General features: G+C 73.6%; 1 protein-coding gene. It reads right to left on the reverse strand.

The features are described from left to right. Positions 1-460 precede the first annotated feature (460 nt). Complete coding sequence (locus tag VF632_RS04740; protein ID WP_331021706.1) at positions 461-21,709, reverse strand: non-ribosomal peptide synthase/polyketide synthase; 21,249 nt, start codon at positions 21,707-21,709, stop codon at positions 461-463. Positions 21,710-21,905 lie beyond the last annotated feature (196 nt).

The following is a 21,905-nucleotide window of genomic DNA, read 5'->3' on the forward strand; positions in this document are numbered from 1 at the left end:
GGCGCGGCGCTCGCGAACATCCAGTTCGGCGCGATAGCCGTTCCGCGGTGACCGGAGCGATCCAGCCGCTGGGCTGCAGCTTCAAAGGCCCGGTGTTGTACCTGAAGTTCGGGAGAGGGGGCGGCCAGCAGGACCGCGTTGCGTGGGCCGAGTGCTGCAACCTTCCCACCCGCGACCTGGAGCTCGCCGCCTGCTTCATGGCGGCGACGGCGAACGGCTCCGTCAGCGGTGCCGTGTCTACTCCTGCACCCGCATGCGACGGTTCGCATGCATACTCATCCCCACGTTTTCCGCATCCGCGACACGCTCTCGTTCTTCAACCGCGTTCTCCTCGCAGGCACGCTTCTCCGACGCCTGCCACGCCGAAGCGCTCGCCGCGAGCGGCCCAGCAGGGCACTCGGCTCTTCGACTACAAAGCCGCCGGTCGGCCTCGGGGAACCGCGCACGGGAGCACGACAGGTCATAACGGATCCGGGAATACAGCTGATGCGTCCGCACGTAACCTGCCTGACGTCGTCCTGAGGCCGGCAGCCGCGCGACCGATTTCACGCGACAGCGCTCGACCGAGAACTTCGACGTTGGGTGCCTCCATCATGGACAGATGGGTTCCCGGCACCGGGGTCGCACTGATCGACACGTCGTCCAGGAGAGTCTGCCAGCCGCGCCAGAGATCTACGCCGGCGTCATCCTGGGCGAAAAACAGATGGACCGGAAGCGAAACCTGCCGAGGACTGTAGCCGCGCAGACTGAGGAGTGAACTGCGCAGATGGTCCTGGACCTCCTGCGCTTCTTCTGCCGTGAGGTGCCCCGGGAGCAGCCCCTGCTCCCGCCAACGGGTGGCGAACGCCGCCAGGTCCGCCGCCGAAGCAGCAGATGCCCCGTCCTCCGGCCCCGTGTCATCGCTCTCTGCGGTGCCTTCTCCGCGGAGGACGTGGAGTGGCAGGTATACGCCCCGCCCCGTGTCCCCGGCCCCGGTGCCCCCGAACGATGGATGGTAGGTGTCGATCATCCCCAGGAACTCGACGGCTTGGCCCTGGCCGATGAGCTGCGCGGCCATCTCGTAGGCGAGAATCCCCCCGAAGGACCAGCCGGCCAGGCGGTAAGGGCCCTCGGGCTGAACATCACGGACCATCCGCACCAGCCGGGCCGCCATGCCTTCGACGGTACGAAGGGGGAGCTCCTCCCGGGACACCGGCGGCAATGCGTAGACGGGAAGTTCCTCGTCGAAGTGGTGATGCAGCCCATGCGCGTACGCGACCGACCCCCATCCGTCATGGACCAGGAACAACGGCCGCTCCGATCCGGCCGGCCGGACCGGTATCGCCTGCCGAAGCCGGCCTGGCCGCTCGCCCTGGTTCTCACCTGCGTCGCCCATCGACGCCGATGCCGCGGCACCCGAAAGGTGGCGCGCCAGGTCGGCCACGGTGACGTGCTCGAAGAAGTCCAGCACCCGCACGCTCCGTCCCAGCGCCGACTCCAGCAGCCGCGCCACCCGGACCACCAGGAGCGAGTTTCCACCCAGCTCGAAGAAGCTCGTGCGGGCCCCGATCGCTGGAACGCCGAGCACCTGCGCCCATACCGCGGCGATGGCGCGCTCCAGCTCCGTCTGCGGCTCCTCGTCGGCCGGCGCGGCGGCGAGCTCCGGCTCTGGGAGCGCCCGCCGGTCCACCTTTCCGTTGGGGGTGAGCGGGAGCGCGTCCAGCACCACGAACGTGGCGGGAACCATGTAGGCAGGGAGGGAGGCGCGCGCGTGCTCCCGCACCTCGGCTATGGAGATGCCCGCGTCCGCTTCCAGGTAGGCGACGATCCGGACGTCGTCCGGGCCTGAGGAGCCGCCGCGCACCACCGCGGCCACGCCGCGAACTCCGGGGTGGCGCCCCACCACCGACTCCACCTCGCCGAGCTCGATGCGGAAGCCGCGCACCTTCACCTGGAAGTCCGTCCGCCCGAAGTACTCCAGCTCGCCGTCGGGCCGGCGCCGGACCCGGTCTCCCACACGGTACATCCGCGACCCCGGGGGCCCGAACGGATCGGGGAGGAAGCGCTCCGCGGTGAGGCCCGGGCGGCTGGCGTAGCCGCGGGCCAGGCCGTCCCCAGCCAGATACAGCTCGCCGACGAGCCAGGCGGGCACCGGCTGCAGCTCCCCGTCGAGCACCAGCGCACGCGTGTTCGCCACCGGCCGGCCGATCGGGACCCGGTCCGCGCCCGGGGGGACGACCGCGAAGGTGGAGTAGGTGGTGTCCTCCGTCGGGCCATACGCGTTGCCGATCCGCTCCAGCGTGCCGAGCGCATGGAGCGCCCGCGCCAACTCCACCGGGAGCGGCTCCCCGCCCAGGACGAGCGTCCGCAGGCTCGCCGGGATGCCGCCCGCGCGCAGCAGCTCGGCGGCGGCGGTGGGGACCATGCTCGCGTACGACACCGGCTCGCGCACGTTCGCCAGCTCCAGCGCGTTCTCCACCAGGACCAGCGTCCCGCCCCAGCAGAGGGTGCCGAAGACCTCGGCGACGGAGACGTCGAAGTTGACCGAGGTGGAGAAGAGGACGCTGGCCCGCTCCTCGTCGGTGACCGTTTCGCGGAGCCAGTGCAGCAGGACGACGGTCGAGGAGTGGCGGACCATCACCCCCTTGGGCCTTCCCGTGGAGCCCGAGGTGAAGATCACGTGCGACAGGTTCTCGGGCCCCACGCCGCTCTCCGGCACCACCTCCGGCCCGGCGTCGATCGTGGCCCGGGCGGCGTCAAGCGCGAGCAGGGGCGTCCCCTCCGGGAGCGCGCCGGCGAGGGGGCCGGAGGTGAGGACCAGGGCGACGCCCGCATCCTCCTGCATGTACGCCAGGCGCTCGCGGGGGTACGCGGGGTCCAGCGGGACGTACGCCCCACCCGCCTTGAGGATGGCGAGCATGGCGACCACCAGCCCCGGGCCGCGCTCCAGGCAGATGCCCACCCGGGTCTCCGGACCGACGCCGAGGCGGCGGAGGTGATTGGCGAGCCGGTTGGCGGCGCGCTCCAGCCCCGCGTAGTCGAGGACCTCGCCCGCGTGCACCAGCGCGGGTGCATGGGGAGTGCGCGCCGCCTGCGCCGCGAACAGGTCGTGCACGCGCAGCGCCGCCGGGCAGTCGCAGACCGCGCCGCTGGACTCCGCCAACAGGCTTGCCCGCTCCGCTTCCGACACGAGCGGAAGGCCGAGCACCGGGCGCCCGGGGTCCGCGGCCGCCGTTTCCAGCAGCAGGGCGTACGCCCCGGCGACGCGCTCCACCGTGGACGCGTCCCACAGTTCTTTCCGGTAGGTGAGCTCGACCCCCAGCCCGCCCTGCCGCTCCATCACCATCACGTCCAGGTCGAACTTCGCCGCGCCACCCCCCGCCGCGTACGGCTCCACCGCCAGCCCTCCCCACGGCCGCTGACCGCCGGTGGCGTCGTTGAGCGCGAACATCACCTGGAAAAGCGGCGTGTGGCTCAACGAGCGCTCCACCCGCAGCTCGTCGACCAGTCGCTCGAACGGCACCTCCTGGTGCTGGTACGCCCCCAGCGTCGTCTCGCGCACCCGTCCGAGCAGCGCCTGGAACGAGGGGTTGCCCGATACGTCGGCCCGCAGCGCGAGCGTGTTGACGAAGAAGCCGATCAGCCCCTCGGTTTCCCGCCGCGTCCGGTTGGCGATGGGCGTGCCGACGACGACGTCCTCCTGCCCCGACCAGCGCGCCAGCAGCAGGTCCAGCGAGGCGAGCAGCACCATGTACAGCGTGGCTCCCTCGCGCCTGGCCAGCGCCCGTACCCCCTCGGCCGTCTCGGGCGGAAGCGCCCGGAACACGTGTCCGGCGCGGGTGTCCGGCGCCGCGGCGCGGGGATGGTCCGTGGGGAGCTCCAGGAGCGGGGGCGCGCCGCGCAGGCGCTCGCGCCACCAGGCGATCTGCCCCTCCAGGACGTCGCCGCTGAGCCAGGCGCGCTGCCAGACGGCGAAGTCGGCGTACTGCACCGGCAGCTCCGGCAGCGGCGAGGGCTCGCCGCGCGCGAACGCCTCGTAAAGCGCGCTCAGCTCACCGAAGAGCACTCCCATGCTCCAGCCGTCGCTGACAACGTGGTGCATGGCGAGCACCAGGACGTGGTCGTCCTCCCCCAGCCGCAGCAGGCGGGTGCGCAGCAGCGGCCCGCGGTGCAGGTCGAAGGGACGCTGCGCCTCTTCCCGGGCGAGCCGGCGGGCCTCGGCCTCGCGCTCCGCGGGAGCCAGGCGCGACAGGTCGGTCAGCTCCAGCCGCGCCGCGCCCGCGGGATGCACCACCTGGAAGGGCACTCCCTCGGTCTCGCCGAAGGTGGTGCGCAGCGCCTCGTGCCTGCGCACCACCTCGCTCAGCGCGCGCTCCAGCACGCCCGCATCCAGCGGCCCGCGCAGCCGCAGCGCGGAGGGCATGTGGTAGGCGGTGCTCCCCGGCTCCAGCTGCTCGATGAACCACAGCCGCTGCTGCGCGAAGGACAGCGGCAGCGGCGAGCCGTCGCGCGGCACCGGCACCAGCGGCGGGGCTCCGGCGTCGCCGGGCGCCTCCGCCCGCAGCGCCTCCACCCGGCCCGCCAGCTCGGCCAGCGTCGGCGCCTCGAACACGGCCCGCAGCGGCAGCTCGGTCCGGAACGCCTCCCGCACCCGCGACACCAGCTGCGTGGCGAGCAGAGAGTGGCCGCCCAGCTCGAAGAAGCTGTCTTCCCCGCCGACGCGCTCCACACCCAGCACCTCCGCCCAGATCCCCGCCATCCGCTCTTCGGCCGGGGTGCGCGGGGCCACGTACGTCCCCGCGCCCGAGCCGAGCGTGTCGGGCGCGGGGAGCGCGGCGCGGTCCACCTTGCCGTTGGCGGTGACGGGGAATGCCTCCAGCACCACGAAGGCGCCCGGCACCATGTACTCCGGCAGCCGGGCGCGGGCGGCCTCGCGAAGCGCGGGGACGAGCGAGCGCATGCGGCGGCCCCACTGCGGGTCGTTGGCGTACGCCTCCCACGGCTGCTCCGCATCCACCGCCACGGGGAAGCGCACGACATCGGCGGCTGGATGGAGGAGCACGTCCAGCGTCCCCGCCGCACCCGGGCGCACCTCCACGGCACGGCCCATCGCCTCGCCCAGCGCGAACAGCGCCTCGGGGACGATCCCACCCGCGTCCTCGGCCGCGAGCACGCGCACGGCCGCCGCGTCGGCCGCTTCACCGCCGGCCGCTACCAGCTCGTACGCGCAAACGTGCTCGCGGACCCGCGCGTCGGGCACGCCACGGACGAGCAGCGCCGACGCGCTCCCCTCCGCCAGCGCCCGCAGCCCGGCCGCGTCCTCCCCGCTCCATTCCCGGACGATGGGTGCCGAATCGGCGGCGACCACGTCCAGGTGGAGGACGACATCGTAGCGGAAGCGTGAGACCTCGTTGTCGTACTCACCCCGCTTCACCTGCACTTCCACGCGGCCCAGCCGCGGCATCCGCGCCCGCACCGCCTCGAACAGCGCCGGATCGACCAGCAGCTCCTGCTCCTCGGCCATCCCCCGCCGCACCCGCGCCTGCAGGCGCCCGGCGGGGAGGTCGTCGGATGCTCGGGCGAGCTCCACCGAGGCGTGGAAGGCACCCGCCAGCGGCAGGCTACGCACGTCGCCCACGAAGATCCGCCCGCCCGGCCGCAGCGCCGCGGCCGCACCCTCCAGCACGCGCAGCAGGTAGTCCACGTCCGGGAAGTACTGCGCGACCGAGTTGACGACCACCAGGTCGAACCCCGCCCCCGCCTGGTCGTCCAGCCGGTCGGCCTCGCGCTCCGACAGGGTCACCTGCGGGAGTCCGGCGGCATGCCGGCGGACGTGCGCCAGCGCCACCCCCGAGAAGTCGGTCCCGTGGTAGGCCCGCGTGTGCGGCGCCACGCGGAACAGCAGCAGGCCCGTCCCGCACCCGACCTCCAGCACCCGCTCCGGGCGCAGCGCCAGGATGCGCTCCGCCGTGTGCTCCACCCACGCGCGCATCTCCTCGCGCGGGATCGGCTCGCCGGTGTAGCTGCTGTTCCACCCCTTCAGCGCCAGGGTGGGGTCTTCTTCCGCCTCGTCCTGCGCGTAGGTGTCGTCGAAGAGCGTTTCCCACTCGGACACCTGCTCCTCGCCGCCGCCGGCGATCTCCACGCCGTCCGCGCCCGGGACGACGTAGGCCACCAGGCGCCGGTCCCCGGGAGCGTCCTCCCGTGCCACCACGACGGCCTCTCGCACGCCAGGCTGCCCGCGCAGCACGGCCTCGATCTCGCCGGGCTCGATGCGGAAGCCGCGCACCTTCACCTGCTCGTCGGCGCGCCCCAGGAACTCCAGGACGCCGTCCGCGCGCCAGCGGGCGCGGTCACCCGTACGGTAGGCCCGCTCCGCCCCGGCGCCCACGAACTTCTCGGCGTTCAGCTCCGGCCGGCCCAGGTAGCCCCGTGCCACCCCTCCACCCGAGATCCACACCTCGCCGGGCACCCCGGCCGGCGCCAGCTCGCCGCGCGGGCCGCGCACAGCCAGGCGCACCCCCGGCAGCGGCCGACCGAGCGGGTGCCCGGCGACCGCGCCCTCGGCGGGGACGGCATACGTCGCGCAGATGATCGTCCCTTCGGTGGGACCGTAGAGGACGCGCGTCTGCGCCGCCGGGAGTAGCTCGCGCATGTCCTCCAGCAGGCCGGGCGGTACCGAGTCGCCGCCCACCAGCAGGAGCCGCAGCGAGGGAAGCGTCGCCCCGCCCCGCACCACCTCCACCACCTGCCGCATCAGCGCGGGGACCGCGTGCAGCACGCTCACGTCCGCCACGGCTTCCAGCAGCGTCTCCGGGTCCCGCGCGACCTCGTGCGGGACGATCCTCACCGCGCCCCCGGCCAGGAGCGGCGTGAGCAGCTCCAGCAGCGAGATGTCGAACGTGGTCGAAGCGAGCGCCGCCACCACGTCATCGGGGGCGAAGCCGAGCGTTTCGAGGCTGGCACGCAGGGTGTGGGTGAGCTGCGCGTGCTCCACCATCACCGCCTTGGGGGTCCCCGTGGATCCCGACGTGTAGATCAGGTAGGCCAGGTCCCCCGGCAGGACTTCCGCCGTCGCACCGCTCTCGTCCGCTCCCCGATCCTGGGATGTGGAGATCCCATCCAGCAGCACCACCTCCACCTCCCGCTCCGGCAGCACCCCGGCAAGCGCCGCCTCGGTGACCACCAGTGCCGCGCCCGAGTCGCCGAGCAGGAAGGACAGCCGCTCCGCCGGATGGCGGGGATCGAGCGGCAGGTAGATACCGCCCGCCTTCCAGACGGCCAGCATCGCCACGAGCACGCCCGGGCCGCGCTCCAGGCACACGGCGATCGTGCCCCCCGGCACGGCTCGGCCACGCAGGCGCCGGGCGAGGCGCTCGGCGCGCGCGTCCACCTCCGCGTAGGTGAGCGACTCCCCCGCAAACAGGAGGGCGGGGGCCTCCGGCGTGCGTGCGGCCTGCGCCGCGAAGAGGCGGTGCACCGGGACGCCGCCCACGTCCTCGCGGGCGGGACCGCTCCCGTACGCGAGGAGCGTCCGCGCCTCCTCGTCCGGAAGGATGGACAGGCGCGACAGGCGCTCCTCCGGCGAGGCGGCGGCCGCGGCGAGCACCGCCCGGTACTGCGCCGCGAAGCGCTCCATGGTGGCGTCGTCGAACAGGTCGGTCCGGAAGCGCAGGCTCCCGGCCAGCTCCTCGCCCATCTCCCTGAGGTCCAGCTCCAGGTCGAAGCGCACCGTCCGGATCTCGCTCCCGAACGGCTCCAGCCGCAGCCCGGCGATGGCGGACCTCGCGCCGGCGTCCACGTTCTGGAGCGCGAACATCACCTGGAAGAGCGGCGTGTGCGACAGGCCCCGGTCCGGAGCGACCTCCTCCACCAGCCGCTCGAACGGCAGCTCCTGGTGGGCGTATGCCCCCAGCGCCGTCTCGCGCACGCGGCGCACGAGCTCCTGGAACGCCGGGTCGCCGGAAAGATCGATGCGCAGGGCGAGCGTGTTGACGAAGAAGCCGATCAGCCCCTCCGTTCCCACCTGCGTGCGTCCCGCGATCGGCGAGCCGACGACCACGTCCTCCTGCCCCGACCAGCGCGAGAGCAGCAGGTCGAGGGCGGCGTGCGTCACCATGTAGAGCGTCGCCCCTTCCCGCCGCGCGAGAGCGCGGAGCCCGCGTGCGACCTCCGCGGGGATGCGGAACACGTGTGAAGCGCCGTGCGAGCTCGCCACCGCGGGGCGCGGCCGGTCGGTCGGGAGCTCCAGCGCGGGGGACGCGCCGCCCAGCCGCTCCCGCCACCAGTCGAGTTGCCGCTGGAGTACTTCGCCCCGCAGCCAGGCGCGCTGCCACACGGCGAAGTCCGCGTACTGCACCGCCAGCGGCGGCAGCGGCGATCCCGCACCGGAGGGCCGCGAGAACCATTCGTAGAGGGTGAACAGCTCGCGGAAGAGCACGCCCATGCTCCAGCCGTCGCTGACGATGTGGTGCATCGAGAGCAGCAGCACGTGCTCCTCGCCGGAGAGGCGCAGCAGCGTCGCGCGGAGCAGCGGACCGTGCTCCAGGTCGAAGGGGCGCTCCGCGTCCTCCCGCGCCATGCGGCGCGCCTCGTCCTCGCGCGCGTCCGGCGCGAGGACGGTGAGGTCCACCACCGGCAGGCGCGCGGCCGCGGCCGGGTGAACGACCTGCACGGCGCCCTGCTCCACCGGGCGGAACGTGGTGCGCAGCGCCTCGTGGCGGCGCACCAGCTCGCCCAGCGCCTGCTCCAGCGCGGAGGCGTCGAGGCACCCCCGCAGCCGGCCCGACCAGTGCATGTTGTAGCCTGCACCCTCCGGCTCCATCTGGTGCAGGAACCACAGCCGCTCCTGCGCGAAGGAGAGCGGCAGCGGCGCCTCCCTGGCGACGGGCACGAGCGGCGGGAGGGCGGCACCCTCGCCCGCGCGCCGCATCTCCTCCACGCGCCCGGCCAGCTCCGCGACCGTCGGCGCCTCGAAGAGCGCGCGCAGGGGGATCTCGACGCCGAGCACGGCTCCTGCCCGGGCCACCACCCGCGTCGCAAGCAGCGAGTGCCCGCCCAGGTCGAAGAAGCTGTCGTGCACCCCCACCTGCTCCAGGCGCAGCACCTCCCCCCAGATCCCCGCCAGCACCTCTTCCACCGGCGTCCGCGGCGCCTCGTACTCCGCCTCCCCCGTCCCGTGCTCCGGCGCCGGGAGCACCTTGCGGTCCAGCTTTCCGCTCGGAGTCAGCGGAAGCCGCTTCAGCGAGACGAACGCCGCCGGCACCATGTACGCAGGGAGTTCCCGGCGCAGGTGCTCGCGCAGCACCCCCGCCTCCACGTCGCCCACCACGTACGCCACCAGCCGCTTCTCCCCGAGCACGTCCTCGCGCGCCACGACCGCACAGTCGGCGACTTCCCCGCTCCGCCGCAGCGTGCCCTCGATCTCCCCCAGCTCGATGCGGAAGCCGCGCACCTTGACCTGCCGATCCACCCGCCCCAGGAACTCCATCTCGCCCGAGGCCAGCCAGCGCACCTGGTCGCCCGTGCGGTACATCCGCGCGCCCGGCCCGCGGAACGGGTCCGGCACGAAGTTCTCCGCCGTCAGCCCGGCGCGCCCCAGGTACCCGCGCGCCACCTGCGCCCCGCCCACGCACAGCTCCCCCGGCACCCCCACCGGCACCGGCTCCAGCCGCCGGTCCAGCACGTACGCCCGCACGTTGTGGATGGGCCGGCCGATCCCCGGCGCGCGTCCGTTCCCCTGCCCCGCGCCCACCACGCCGGACGTGGCTACGACCGTGTTCTCCGTTGGCCCGTAGTTGTTGACCAGCTCGAACGGCAGCCCCGCGCGGGGACGCCCGAGCAGCGCGTCGCCGCCCGTGAGCAGAAGGCGCAGCGGCGCCTCGGCCGGCCACTCCAGCGCGAGCAGCGCCTCCGCCAGCGGCGTCGGCGCGAACGCGACGGTGACCCGCCTGCCGAGCATGAACGACTGCAGCGCGGCGGGCGAGGTGCGCGTCTCTTCGTCGGCGACCAGGTGCACGGTCGCGCCGGAGGCGAGGTACGGCCACAACTCCCAGACCGACGCGTCGAAGCCCAGCCCGGCGAGCTGCGTCGCCCGGTCCGCCTGGGTGACCGCGAAGGCTTCGCGGTGCCAATGGACGAGGTTGAGCAGCGCCCCGTGCGTTACCTCTACGCCCTTGGGCGTGCCGGTGGAGCCGGAGGTGTAGATCACGTACGCCACGTGCTCCTTGCCGGCCTCCGTGCCCGGCGCCCCGTCCGGCTCCGCGGCAATCATCGCCGCGTCCGCATCCACCCGCACGGTCCGCACGCCCTCCGCCGGGAGCAGGCCGCGCAGCGAGTCCACCGTCACCAGGGCACGCACGCCGGAGTCGGCCAGCATGTAGGCCAGCCGGTCGGCCGGATAGGCGGGGTCCAGGGGGAGGTACGCGGCGCCCGCCTTGAGCACGGCCAGCATCGCCACCACCATCCCCGCCGAGCGCTCCAGGCAGATGCCGACGCGGACCTCCGGCCCGGCCCCCAGCCCCGCGAGGCGGCGCGCCAGCCGGTTGGCGCGCGCGTTCAGCTCGTGGAAGGTGAGCGCGTCGTCCCCGCAGACCACGGCCAAGGCCTCCGGCGTGCGCTCCGCCTGTGCCGCCACCAGGTCGTGGATGCAGGCACCTGTGGGGAACGTCACGGGGAACTCCACGGGCGTCCGGTTCCACTCCTCCACCACCTGCCGGCGCTCCGCCTCGTTCAGCAGCGTCACCCGCGAGAGGCGCGCGTCCGGGTCGGCGGCCGCCTGCTCCACCAGGCGCGTGAAGTGGCCCACGAGCCGCTGCATGGTCGCGGCCTCCCACAGGTCCGTGCTGTAGGTCAGCCCCCCGCGCGCCCCCTCGGAGCCCACGGCGAGCCCCAGCGACAGGTCGAACTTGGCGGCCTCGAGCCCCGTTCCGACTCCCTGCACGCGCAGCCCCGCGAGCTCGTCCCCCGTGTCCTGGGCGTTGTCGAGTGTGAACGCAACCTGGAAGAGCGGCGAGTGGCTCATCGACCGCTCCGGCTGCAGCTCGGCCACCAGACGCTCGAACGGCACCTCCTGGTGCTCGTACGCGCCCAGCGTCGCCTCCCGAACCCGCCGCAGCACCTCGCGGAAGGACGGGTCGCCCGAAAGGTCGGTGCGCAGCACCAGCGTGTTGACGAAGAACCCGATCAGCCCCTCCAGCTCGCCGTGCGTGCGCCCCGCGATGGGGCTCCCCACGACGACGTCCTCGCTCCCGCTGTACTTCGACAGCAGCGCCTGGAAGGCAGAAAGCACCACCATGTACAGCGTCGCTCCCTCGCTCCGCCCCACCATCCGAAGCCGCTCCAGCAGCTCCGCCGGGAGCTGGACGCGCTCGCTCGCCCCCCGGAACGTCTGCATGGCGGGGCGCGGATGGTCGGTGGGGAGCTCCAGCAGTGCGGGTGCGTCCGCGAGCTGCTCCCTCCAGTACGCCAGTTCCCCCTCCAGGACACCGTCCCGAAGGTGCTCGCGCTGCCAGGCGGCATAGTCGGCGTACTGCACCGCCAACTCCGGCAGCGGCGACTCCCGCCCCTCGCGGTACGCCGCGTACAGCGCCGACAACTCGCGGAAGAGCACCCCCATGCTCCACCCGTCGCTGACGACGTGGTGCATCGAGAGCAGCAGCACGTGGTCTTCCTCGCCCAGCCGCAGCAGCGCCGCACGGAAGAGGGGGCCCGCGGAAAGATCGAACGCGCGCCGCGCTTCCTCGCCCGCGCGCCGCCTGAGCGCCGCCTCGCGATCTGCCTCCCCCAGCCCCGACAGGTCCTCCACCGGCAGGGCGAAGCCGCCGAAAGGCGCGATCACCTGCACCGGCGAGCCGCCCACCTCTCCGAAGGTGGTGCGCAGCGCCTCGTGCCGCCGGACGATCTCGCCCAGGCTCCGCTCCAGCGCCGCCTGGTCCAGCGCTCCGGTCAGGCGCCGCGCCACGGGCATGTTGTAGACGGCGCTTCCCGGGTCCAGCCGGTCGATGAACCAGAGCCGCTCCTGCGCGAACGAGGGCGGCAGCGCCCTCGTGCGCTCCACCGGCACCAACGGCGGCAGCACCGGCAGCTCCGCGCGGCGCATCTCCTCCACGCGGCCGGCCAGCTCCCCCACCGTGGGGCTCTCGAAGAGCGCACGCAGCGGCAGCTCGATGGCGAACACCGCGCGAACCCGCGAGACCACCCGGAAAGCCATCAGCGAGTGCCCGCCCGCCGCGAAGAAGTTCTCCTCCACCCCCATCCGCTCCAGCCCCAGCACCTCCGCCCAGATCCCCGCCAGCACCTCTTCCACCGGCGTCCGCGGCGCTACGTACCGGTCGGCGCCGGCCGCGTACTCCGGCACCGGCAGCGCCTTCCGGTCCAGCTTCCCGTTCGGCGTCAGCGGCAGCGCCTCCAGCACCACGTACGCCGACGGGAGCATGTACTCCGGCAGGCTCCGCCGCAGGTGCTCCCGCAGCTCATCCGCCTCGGCCGCACCCACGACGTACGCCACCAGCCGCTTCTCGCCCGGCGCATCCTCCCACACGATCACCCGCGTCTCGCGCACCTCCGCGTGCGCCGCCAGCACCGCCTCGACCTCCCCCGGCTCGATCCGGAAGCCCCGGATCTTCACCTGTTCGTCCAGGCGGGCCAGGTACTCCAGCGTCCCGTCCGTCCGCCAGCGCGCCCGGTCGCCCGTGCGGTACAGCCGTGCGCCGCCTTCGGTCGAGAACGGATCGGGGACGAAGCGCTCCGCGGTCATCGAGGAGCGCCCCAGGTAACCGCGCGCCACCCCCGCCCCGCCGATCAGGAGCTCGCCCGGAACGCCCACCGGCTGCGCGCTGCCGAACGCGTCGCAGACGTACAGACGCACGTTCCCCAAGGGACGGCCGATCGGGTGCCCCGCCACCATCCCATCCACGGGGACGGGATGCACGGAGGCCAGGATGGTCCCTTCGGTGGGGCCGTAAAGGACGTGCGTCTCCGCCCCGGGGAGCGCCTCGCGCATCTCCGCCAGCAGGTCGGCCGGCACCCGGTCACCGCCCACGAAGGCCCGCCGCAGCCGGCCAAGCAGCGGCGTCCCGCGCTCCGCCTGCACCACCTGCCGCATCAGCGCGGGGACCGCGTGGAGGAGCGTGGCGTCGGCGATCTCCTCCACCAGCGCGGGGACGTCCAGCACCCGCTCGCGCGCCACCAGGCGCACCGCCGCGCCGGAGGTGAGCGGCAGCAGCGCCTCGAACAGCCAGATGTCGAAGGCGTACGAGGCCAGCGCCGGCATCACGTCGCCCTCGCCGACCCCGAACGCCTCGCGCGTGGCAGCCAGCAGGTTGGTCAGGGAGCGGTGCTGCACCAGCACCCCCTTGGGGCGGCCGGTAGAGCCGGAGGTATAGATGACGTACGCCAGGTTCTCGGGGAGCACGCCGGCGTCGGGTGCCTGCGCGCTCTCGGCCTTGATGCGCTCGTGGTCGGCATGGAGGCAGACGACCCCGGAAGCAGGGGGCGAAAGCCCCTCTGGCAGGGGCAGGCGGGTGAGCAGGAGCGGGGCGCCCGAATCGGCGAGCATGAAGGCCAGCCGCTCGGCCGGGTAGGCGGGGTCCAGCGGCACGTATGCGCCGCCGGCCTTGAGCACGGCCAGGACGGCGGCGACCAGCTCCGTGCCGCGCTCCAGGCAGATCCCCACCCGCACCTCCGGCTCCACTCCACGCCGCCGAAGGAAGCGGGCGAGCTGGTTCGCGCGCTCGTTCAGCTCCGCGTACGTGAGCGCCTCCTCCTCGAAGCGCGCGGCTACCGCCCCCGGCGTGCGCGCCGCCTGCTCCTCGAACAGCTCGTGGATGCACCGTCCCGCCGGAGACTCGGCCGCCGGCTGCGGGTTCCACGCCTCCAGCACGAGCGCGCGCTCCGCCTCGCCGAGCAGCTCCAGCCGCGAAATCCGCACGTCCGCATCGGCGGCGACCTGCTCCAGCGCCCGCTCCAGGTGGCCAAGCATCCGCTCGGCCGTGTCGCGCTCGAAAACGTCCGTGCTGTAGTTCAGTGCGCCGTGCAGCCCGTGAGCGCTCACCCCCGCCGTCAGGGAGAGGTCGAACTTGGCGATCTCCATCGCCCTGCCGACGCCCCCCACCTTCAGCCCCGGAAGCGCGGCTGCTCCGCCCCCGGCGTCCTGGAGCGTGAACATCACCTGGAAGAGCGGCGTGTGGCTCATCGACCGCTCCGGCTGCAGCTCGGCCACCAGGCGCTCGAACGGCACCTCCTGGTGCTCATAGGCGCCCAGTGTCGCCTCCCGTACCCGCCGCAGCACCTCGCGGAAGGACGGGTCGCCCGAGAGGTCGGTGCGCAGCACCAGCGTGTTGACGAAGAAGCCGATCAGCTCCTCCACCTCCCGGCGGGTGCGTCCGGCAATGGGGCTGCCGACGACGATGTCCTCGCCCCCGCCGTACTTGCTCAGCAGCACCTGGAAGGCACCCAGCAGCGTCATGTAGAGCGTTGTGCCCTCGCTCCGTCCCAGCGCCTGCAACCGCTCCAGCAGCTCCAGGGAAAGCTCGAACGGAACCGTCGCGCCCCGGAACGTCTGCACCGCCGGGCGGGGATGGTCCGTCGGCAGTTCCAGCAGCTCCGGCGCGCCCGCCAGGCGCTCCCGCCAGTAGGAGAGCTGCCGATCCAGGCCCTCGCCCGCCAGCTGCTCGCGCTGCCACACGGCGTAGTCGGCGTACTGCACCGCCAGCTCCGCCAGCGGCGACTCCCTGCCCTCGTGGTACGCCGCGTACAGCGCCGACAGCTCCCGGAAGAGCACCCCCGTGCTCCAGCCATCGCTGACGATGTGGTGCATCGAGAGCAGCAGCACGTGCTCTTCCTCGCCCAGCCGCAGCAGCCCGGCGCGGACGAGCGGTCCCGCAGCGAGGTCGAAGGGCCGTGCCGCCTCCTCCCCGGCCCGGCGCCTGACGGCCGCCTCGCGATCCGCCTCGCTCAGCCCCGACAGGTCCTCCACCGGCAGGGCGAACCCGCCGAAAGGCGCGATCACCTGCACGGGCGAGCCGTCCACCTCCGCGAAGACGGTCCGCAGCGCCTCGTGCCTGCGGACGACCTCGCCCAGGCCCCGCTCCAGCGCCGCCGCGTGCAGGCTCCCCCCCAGGCGCCATGCCCCGACCATGTTGTAGGCGGTGCTCCCCGGATCCAGGCGATCCAGGAACCAGAGCCGCTCCTGCGCGAACGAGAGCGGCAGCGCCCCCGTGCGCTCCACCGGAAACACCGGCGGCAGCACCGGCAGCCCGGCGCGGCGCATTTCCTCCACCCGGCCGGCCAGCTCCGCCACCGTGGGGCTCTCGAAGAGCGCCCGCAGCGGCAGCTCGATGGCGAATACGTCCCGGACGCGAGAGACCACGCGAGTGGCCAGGAGCGAGTGCCCGCCCAGCTCGAAGAAGCCTTCCTCCACCCCCACCCGCTCCAGCCGCAGCACCTCCCCCCAGATCCCCGCCAGCACTTCTTCCACCGGCGTCCGCGGCGCTACGTACCGGTCCGCGCCGGCCGCGTACTCCGGCGCCGGCAGCGCCTTGCGGTCCAGCTTGCCGTTTGGAGTCAGCGGCAGCTGGTCGAGCACCACGAACGCCGCCGGGAGCATGTACTCCGGCAGGCTCCGCCGCAGGTGCTCCCGCAGCTCATCCGCCTCGGCGCGACCGGCGACGTACGCCACCAGCCGCGGGTCGCCCGGCACGTCCTCGCGCGCCACCACCACGCAGTCGGTGACGCTCTCGTGGCCCCGCAGCACGGCCTCGATCTCCCCCGGCTCGATCCGGAAGCCGCGGATCTTCACCTGCGCGTCCACCCGCCCCAGGAACTCCAGCGTCCCGTCCGCCCGCCAGCGCGCACGGTCACCCGTCCGGTACAGCCGTGCGCCGCCCTCCGCCGAGAACGGATCGGGAACGAAGCGCCCCGCCGTCAACCCCGGGCGCCGCAGGTAGCCGCGCGCCACCCCCGCCCCGCCGATCAGGAGCTCGCCCTGCACGCCCGCCGGCTGCGGGCTGCCGAGCGCGTCGCAGACGTACAGGCGCACGTTCCCCAGGGGACGGCCGATCGGGTGCCCCGCCACGATTCCGTCCGCCGGGACGGGGTGCGTGGAGGACAGGATGGTCCCCTCCGTAGGGCCGTACAGGACGTGCGTCTCCGTTCCGGGGAGCGCTTCGCGCATGTCCGCCAGCAGGTCGGCCGGCACCCGGTCGCCGCCCACGAAGGTGCCCCGCAGCCGGGCGAGCCGGGGCTTCTCGCGCTCCGCTTGCACCAGCTGCCGCATCAGCGCGGGAACCGCGTGCACGAGCGTGGCGTCCGCGATCTCCTCCGCCAGCGCGGGCACGTCCAGCACCCGCTCGCGCGCCACCAGGCGCACCGTGGCCCCGGAGGTGAGGGGGAGGAGCGCCTCGAAGAGCCAGATGTCGAAGGCGTACGACGCCAGCGCCGGCATCACGTCGCCCTCGCCGACGCCGAACGCCTCGCGCCCAGAGGCCAGCAGGTTCGACAGGGAACGGTGCTGCACCAGCACGCCCTTGGGGCGGCCGGTAGAGCCGGAGGTGTAGATGACGTACGCCAGGTTCTCGGGGAGCACGCCGGCAGACGGCGCCTGCGCGCTCTCTGCCTCGATGCGCTCGCGGTCGGCATGGAGGCAGACGACCCCGGAGGCGTGGGGCGGCAGCCCCTCCGGCAGGGGACTACGGGTGAGCAGGAGCGGGGCGCCCGAGTCGGCGAGCATGAAGGCCAGCCGCTCGGCCGGGTACGCCGGGTCCAGCGGCACGTAGGCGCCGCCGGCCTTGAGCACGGCCAGGACGGCGACGACCAGCTCCGTGCCGCGCTCCAGGCAGATGCCCACACGGGTTTCCGGGCCCACCCCGCGGCGCCGCAGGTGGTTCGCCAGCCGGTTGGCGGCGTGGTCCAGCTCGCGGTAGGTGAGCGCCGCGCCGGCGAAGCGGACCGCGGCCGCGTTCGGCGTGCGCCGCGCCTGTTCCTCGAAGAGCCGGTGGATGGGGACGTACGCGGGGTACTCCGCGTCCGTGCGGTTCCACTCCTCCACCACCTGCTGGCGATCCGCCTCGGGCAGCACATCGATGCTCCCGGCCGGCCGCCCGGGCGAAACCTCCAGCGCCTCGACCAGCCGCTCCAGCGCCGTGTGCATCAGCCGGCACACCTGCTCCGCCTGGGCCGGCAACGCCACCTGCGCCACCATCGAGAACCCTTCGCCCCGGTCGTCCACGGCGAGCGCCACGGGGTAGTTCGTCCGCTCCTGCGCGCGAATGCCCTGCACCCCCTTCTTCGCCTCCCCCGCAGCCCTCCCGCCGCTGTAGCGATAGTTCAGCAGCGAGGTGAACAGCGGCGCCGGTGCCTTCACGCCGCTGCAGCGCTGCGCCAGCACCAGCGAGGCGTGCTCGTGCCGCAGCAGCTCCGCAAGCAGCGCGTGCGTGCGCCGCACCGCCGCCTCCACCCCCTCCTCTCCCACCCCGATCCGCACCGGCAGCGTGTTGATGAAGGGGCCCATCACCCGGTCCACGCCCTCCCCGCCCTGCATGCGGCCGAAGAGCAGCGTCCCGAAGACCACGTCCTGCCGCCCGGTCAGCCGCGCCAGCACCTGCGCCCACGCCAGGTGGCACAGGCTGGCCGCGCTCACCCCCAGCGCCCGCGCCCGGCGGCGCAGCCGTGCGCTCAGGTCGTCCGTGAACGGAAGCCGCGCCTCGCCGGTTCCATGTCCGTCCCGCCACACGTCCAGCATCCCGTACGGCGCCGTCGGCTCCTCCACGTCCTTCAGCATTTCGCCGAAGAACCGCTCCTGCTCCTTGCGGTTGGCGCCCAGGCGCGCCTGCGCCACGTAGTTGCGGAACGGCAGCGGCGCCGGCAGCTCCGACTCCAGGCCCCGCAGGTACGCCGAGATCTCCTCCTGCAGCACCTCCACCGACTCGTGGTCACCCGTCACGTGGTGCTTCTGCAGCAGCAGCAGCCACCGGCCACGCGCGTGGTCCTCGGCGATGCACACCCGCAGCAGCGGTGCGCGCCCCAGGTTCATCCGGAACCGCCGGGGGTCGAAGCGCCGCCACAGCTCCCCGGCCGCATCCCCTGCCGCTGCCTCCAGCTCCACCTCCTCCACGGGCAGCGGCGCGTGCCGCCAGACCACCTGCACCGGCTCGCGCAGCCCCTCCCAGGCCACGGCGGTGCGCAGGATGTCGTGGCGGCCGATCACCGCCTGCAGGGCCGCCAGGTACCGGTCCAGGCGCGCGCGGGTGTCGAACTCGGTCAGGCCCGACACCAGGTACGGGTCCCCCTCCTCCGACAGCAGGTGGTGGAAGAGGAACCCTTCCTGCAGCGGGGCCAGCGGGTAGATGTCCTGCACGTTCGCGGCTCCGCCCGGCACCCCCGCCACCACCCGGTCGATCTCCGCCTGGCTCAGCTCCACCAGCGGCAGCATCTCGGGCGCGATGGACCCCGACCCCTCCGGGATCCGGTTCGCGGGGATCTCCACCTCCGTAGACGCGCCGCCGAGGGCCAGGGCCAGCTCGGCCAGCACCGGCGTGGTGAACAGGGCCCGCACGTCCGTGTGCAGCCCCGCACGCCGCATCCGCCCGATCAGCTGGATGGCCAGGAGCGAGTGCCCGCCCAGCTTGAAGAAGTTGTCCCGGCGGCCCACCCGGTCCACGCGCAGCACCTCCGCCCAGATCTCGGCCAGCGCCCGCTCGGTCTCGTTCGCCGGCGCCTCGTACTCCCGCGAGGCATAGGCGTCGCTTCCCGGCGCGGGGAGCGCCCTGCGGTCCAGCTTGCCGTTGGGCGTCAGCGGGATCCGGTCGACCGGCATGAAGGCCTGCGGCACCATGTACTCCGGCAGGCCCTGCCGCAGGTGCTCGCGCAGCGCGTCCGTCTCCACCTCGCCCACCACGTACGCCACCAGCCGCTTGTCGCCGGGCTGGTCCTCGCGCATCATCACCCGGGCCTCGCGCACCCCCGGATACGCCGCCATCGCCGCCTCCACCTCGCCCGGCTCGATGCGGAAGCCGCGGATCTTCACCTGGTCGTCCAGGCGGCCCATGAACTCCAGCTTCCCATCGGCCTTCCACCGCGCCCGGTCGCCGGTGCGGTACATCCGCCCGCCCGGCTCCACGGAGAAGGGATCGGGGACGAAGCGCTCCGCCGTCAGCCCCGGGCGGCCCAGGTAGCCGCGCACCACGCCGTCCCCCCCGATGCACAGCTCGCCGGGAACGCCCACCGGGAGCGGCTCGCCCGCCGGGTCCAGCACGTAGGCGCGCGCGTTGGGGATGGGGCGCCCAATCGGCACCGTGGCCGCGCCCTCCTCCACCTCGCCCACTTCCTCCAGCGTGCACCACACCGTCGCCTCGGTGGGCCCGTACTCGTGCAGCACGCGGGCAGGCTTCCCGGAGCGCAGCATGGCCCGCACGCCCTCCGTTCCCACGGCCTCGGCCCCGAAGACGAGCTGGCGCAGGCTGGCGTAGACGTCGACCTGCTCCCGCACGTGCTGGTTGAAGAGCGCGGCCGTCTGGTACAGGTGCGTGATCCCCTGCTCGCGCAGCGCCTGCCCCAGCAGCGGCGCGGAGAAAAGGACGTCGCGGTCGATGCCCACCAGCGTGGCCCCGTTCAGCAGCGCGCCCCAGATCTCGAACACCGCCGCGTCGAAGCTCGCGTTCGACGCCTGCGCCACGCGGTCGCCGGGGCCGATGGGCATCGTCCCGGGGAGGCAAGCCGCGTACTGCACCACCTCGCGGTGCCCCATCATCACGCCCTTGGGACGCCCCGTGCTCCCGCTGGTGTAGAAGACGTAGGCGAGGTTCCCCCCCGACGCGTTCGCCGGCGGAGCGTGATCCGGCCCGGCGGCGAGCACCTCCGCCACCTGGTCCAGGCGGATGACGTGAAGACCCGCGGCGTCGAGCTCGGCGTCGCTCAGCAGGACGCGGACGGCGGAGTCCGCGAGCATGAGCGCCATCCGCTCGGCCGGGTAGGTCGTGTCGACGGGGACGCAGCAGCCGCCGGCCTTGAGCACGGCCAGGGTGGCGACCACGTTCGCCACGCTCCGCTCCACCCGCACCCCCACGCGGCTTTCCGGCCCCACGCCCAGCCCGCACAGGTGGTGCGCCAGCCGGTTGGCGCGCGCGTCCAGCTCCCGGTACGTCAGCTCCTCCGTGCCCCAGACCAGGGCCACCGCGCCGGGCGTGCGCGCCGCCTGCGCCGCGAAGAGCGCATGGATCCCCGCGTTTCGCGGATACTCCGCCTCCGTCCGGTTCCACTCCACGACGACCCGGGCACGCTCCTCCGGTCCGGCGAGCGCCAGGCGCGAGAGGCGCACGTCCACATCCGCGGCGACCCGCTCCAGCACCCGCGCCAGGTGGCGGAGCATCCGCTGGACCGTGCCGCGGTCGAAAAGGTCGGTTCTGTAGTTCAGTCCGACACGCAGGCCCCGGGCGGTTGCCTTGGCGGTCAGGAGGAGGTCGAACTTGGCGCTCTCGAGCTCCACTCCGGCTTCGCTCACCTCCAGCCCCGCCAGGGCGACTCCCCGCTCCACGGCGTTCTGCTGCGCGAACATCACCTGGAAGAGCGGCGTGTGACTCAGGGACCGCTCGGGCTCCAGTTCGGCCACCAGCTTCTCGAAGGGCACCTCCTGGTGCTCGTACGCGCCCAGCGTCGCCTCCCGCGCCCGCCGCATCACCTCGCGGAAGCTCGGGTCGCCGGAAAGGTCGGTCCGCAGCACCAGGGTGTTGACGAAGAAGCCGATCGTCTCCTCGATCTCCTTTCTCGTCCGCCCCGCCGCCGGGCTCCCCACGACGATGTCCTCGCTCCCGGTGTACTTGCCCAGCAGCACCTGGAAGGCCCCCAGCAGCGTCATGTACAGCGTCGCGCCCTCGCTGCGTCCCAGCGCCTGCAGCCGCTCCAGCAGCTCCACGGACAGCTCGATCCGCTCGTGCGCCCCCCGGAACGTCTGCACCGCCGGGCGGGGATGGTCCGTGGGCACCTCCAGCAGCTCCGGCGCGCCCGCCAGGCGCTCCTTCCAGTACGCGAGCTGCCGGTCCAGCACCTCGCCCCGCAGGTGCTCGCGCTGCCAGGCCGCGTAGTCGGCGTACTGCAGCCGCAGCTCCGGCAGCGGCGACGCCCGCCCCTCGCGGTACGCCTCGTACAGCACCGACAGCTCCCGGTAAAGCACCCCCATGCTCCACCCATCGCTGACGATGTGGTGCACCACGAGCAGCAGCACGTGGTCCTCGGCGCCCAGCCGCAGCAGCGTCGCCCGGAAGAGCGGGCCCGCCGCAAGGTCGAAGGGCCGTGCGGCCTCTTCGCCGGCGCGCCGCCCGACCGCCGCCTCGCGATCCGCCCCGCCCAACCCCGACAGGTCCTCCACGGGCAGCGCGAACCCGCCGAAGGGCGCGACTACCTGCACCGGCGACCCGTCCACCTCGGCGAAGACCGTCCGCAGCGACTCGTGCCGCCGCACGATCTCGCCCAGGCTCCGCTCGAGCGACGCCTGGTCCAGCGCACCCGCCAGGCGCCATGCCACGGAGATGTTGTAGACGGCGCTTCCCGGCTCCAGGCGGTCGATGATCCAGAGCCGCTCCTGCGCGAACGACAGCGGCAGCCGGCCGTCCCGGGCGGCGCGCTCGACCGGCGGGAGCTCCGACCGGTCGCGCACCAGGTCGCGGGCGCGCGCCAGCTTCAGGAGCTCCAGGCGCTGGGCCGGGGTCAGTTCGGTGAGTGTCGCGACGGAGTTCATGACCTGGAAACGCCTGTGGATCGGATGCGTGGAACGCGTACGGATCCCCTCGCGCCCGCCGAAGCGGCCGGACGAGGGAAGATGTCGATGCCGCGGGTGGATTCCGCGCGGCGGAGGCGGCCGGGCGCGCCGGTTCGCCGGCCGTTCGCCCGCACGGCCGGCGAAGCGCCCCGCCCGGTGCGGAGCGCGTGAGGAA

This window comes from Longimicrobium sp. (assembly GCF_036388275.1).
Classification (GTDB): domain Bacteria; phylum Gemmatimonadota; class Gemmatimonadetes; order Longimicrobiales; family Longimicrobiaceae; genus Longimicrobium.

What these genes read in the sequence shown, in the direction of transcription:
- VF632_RS04740 (WP_331021706.1), bottom strand. Translation starts at nt 21,709, where the DNA reads ATGAACTCCGTCGCGACACTCACCGAACTGACCCCGGCCCAGCGCCTG.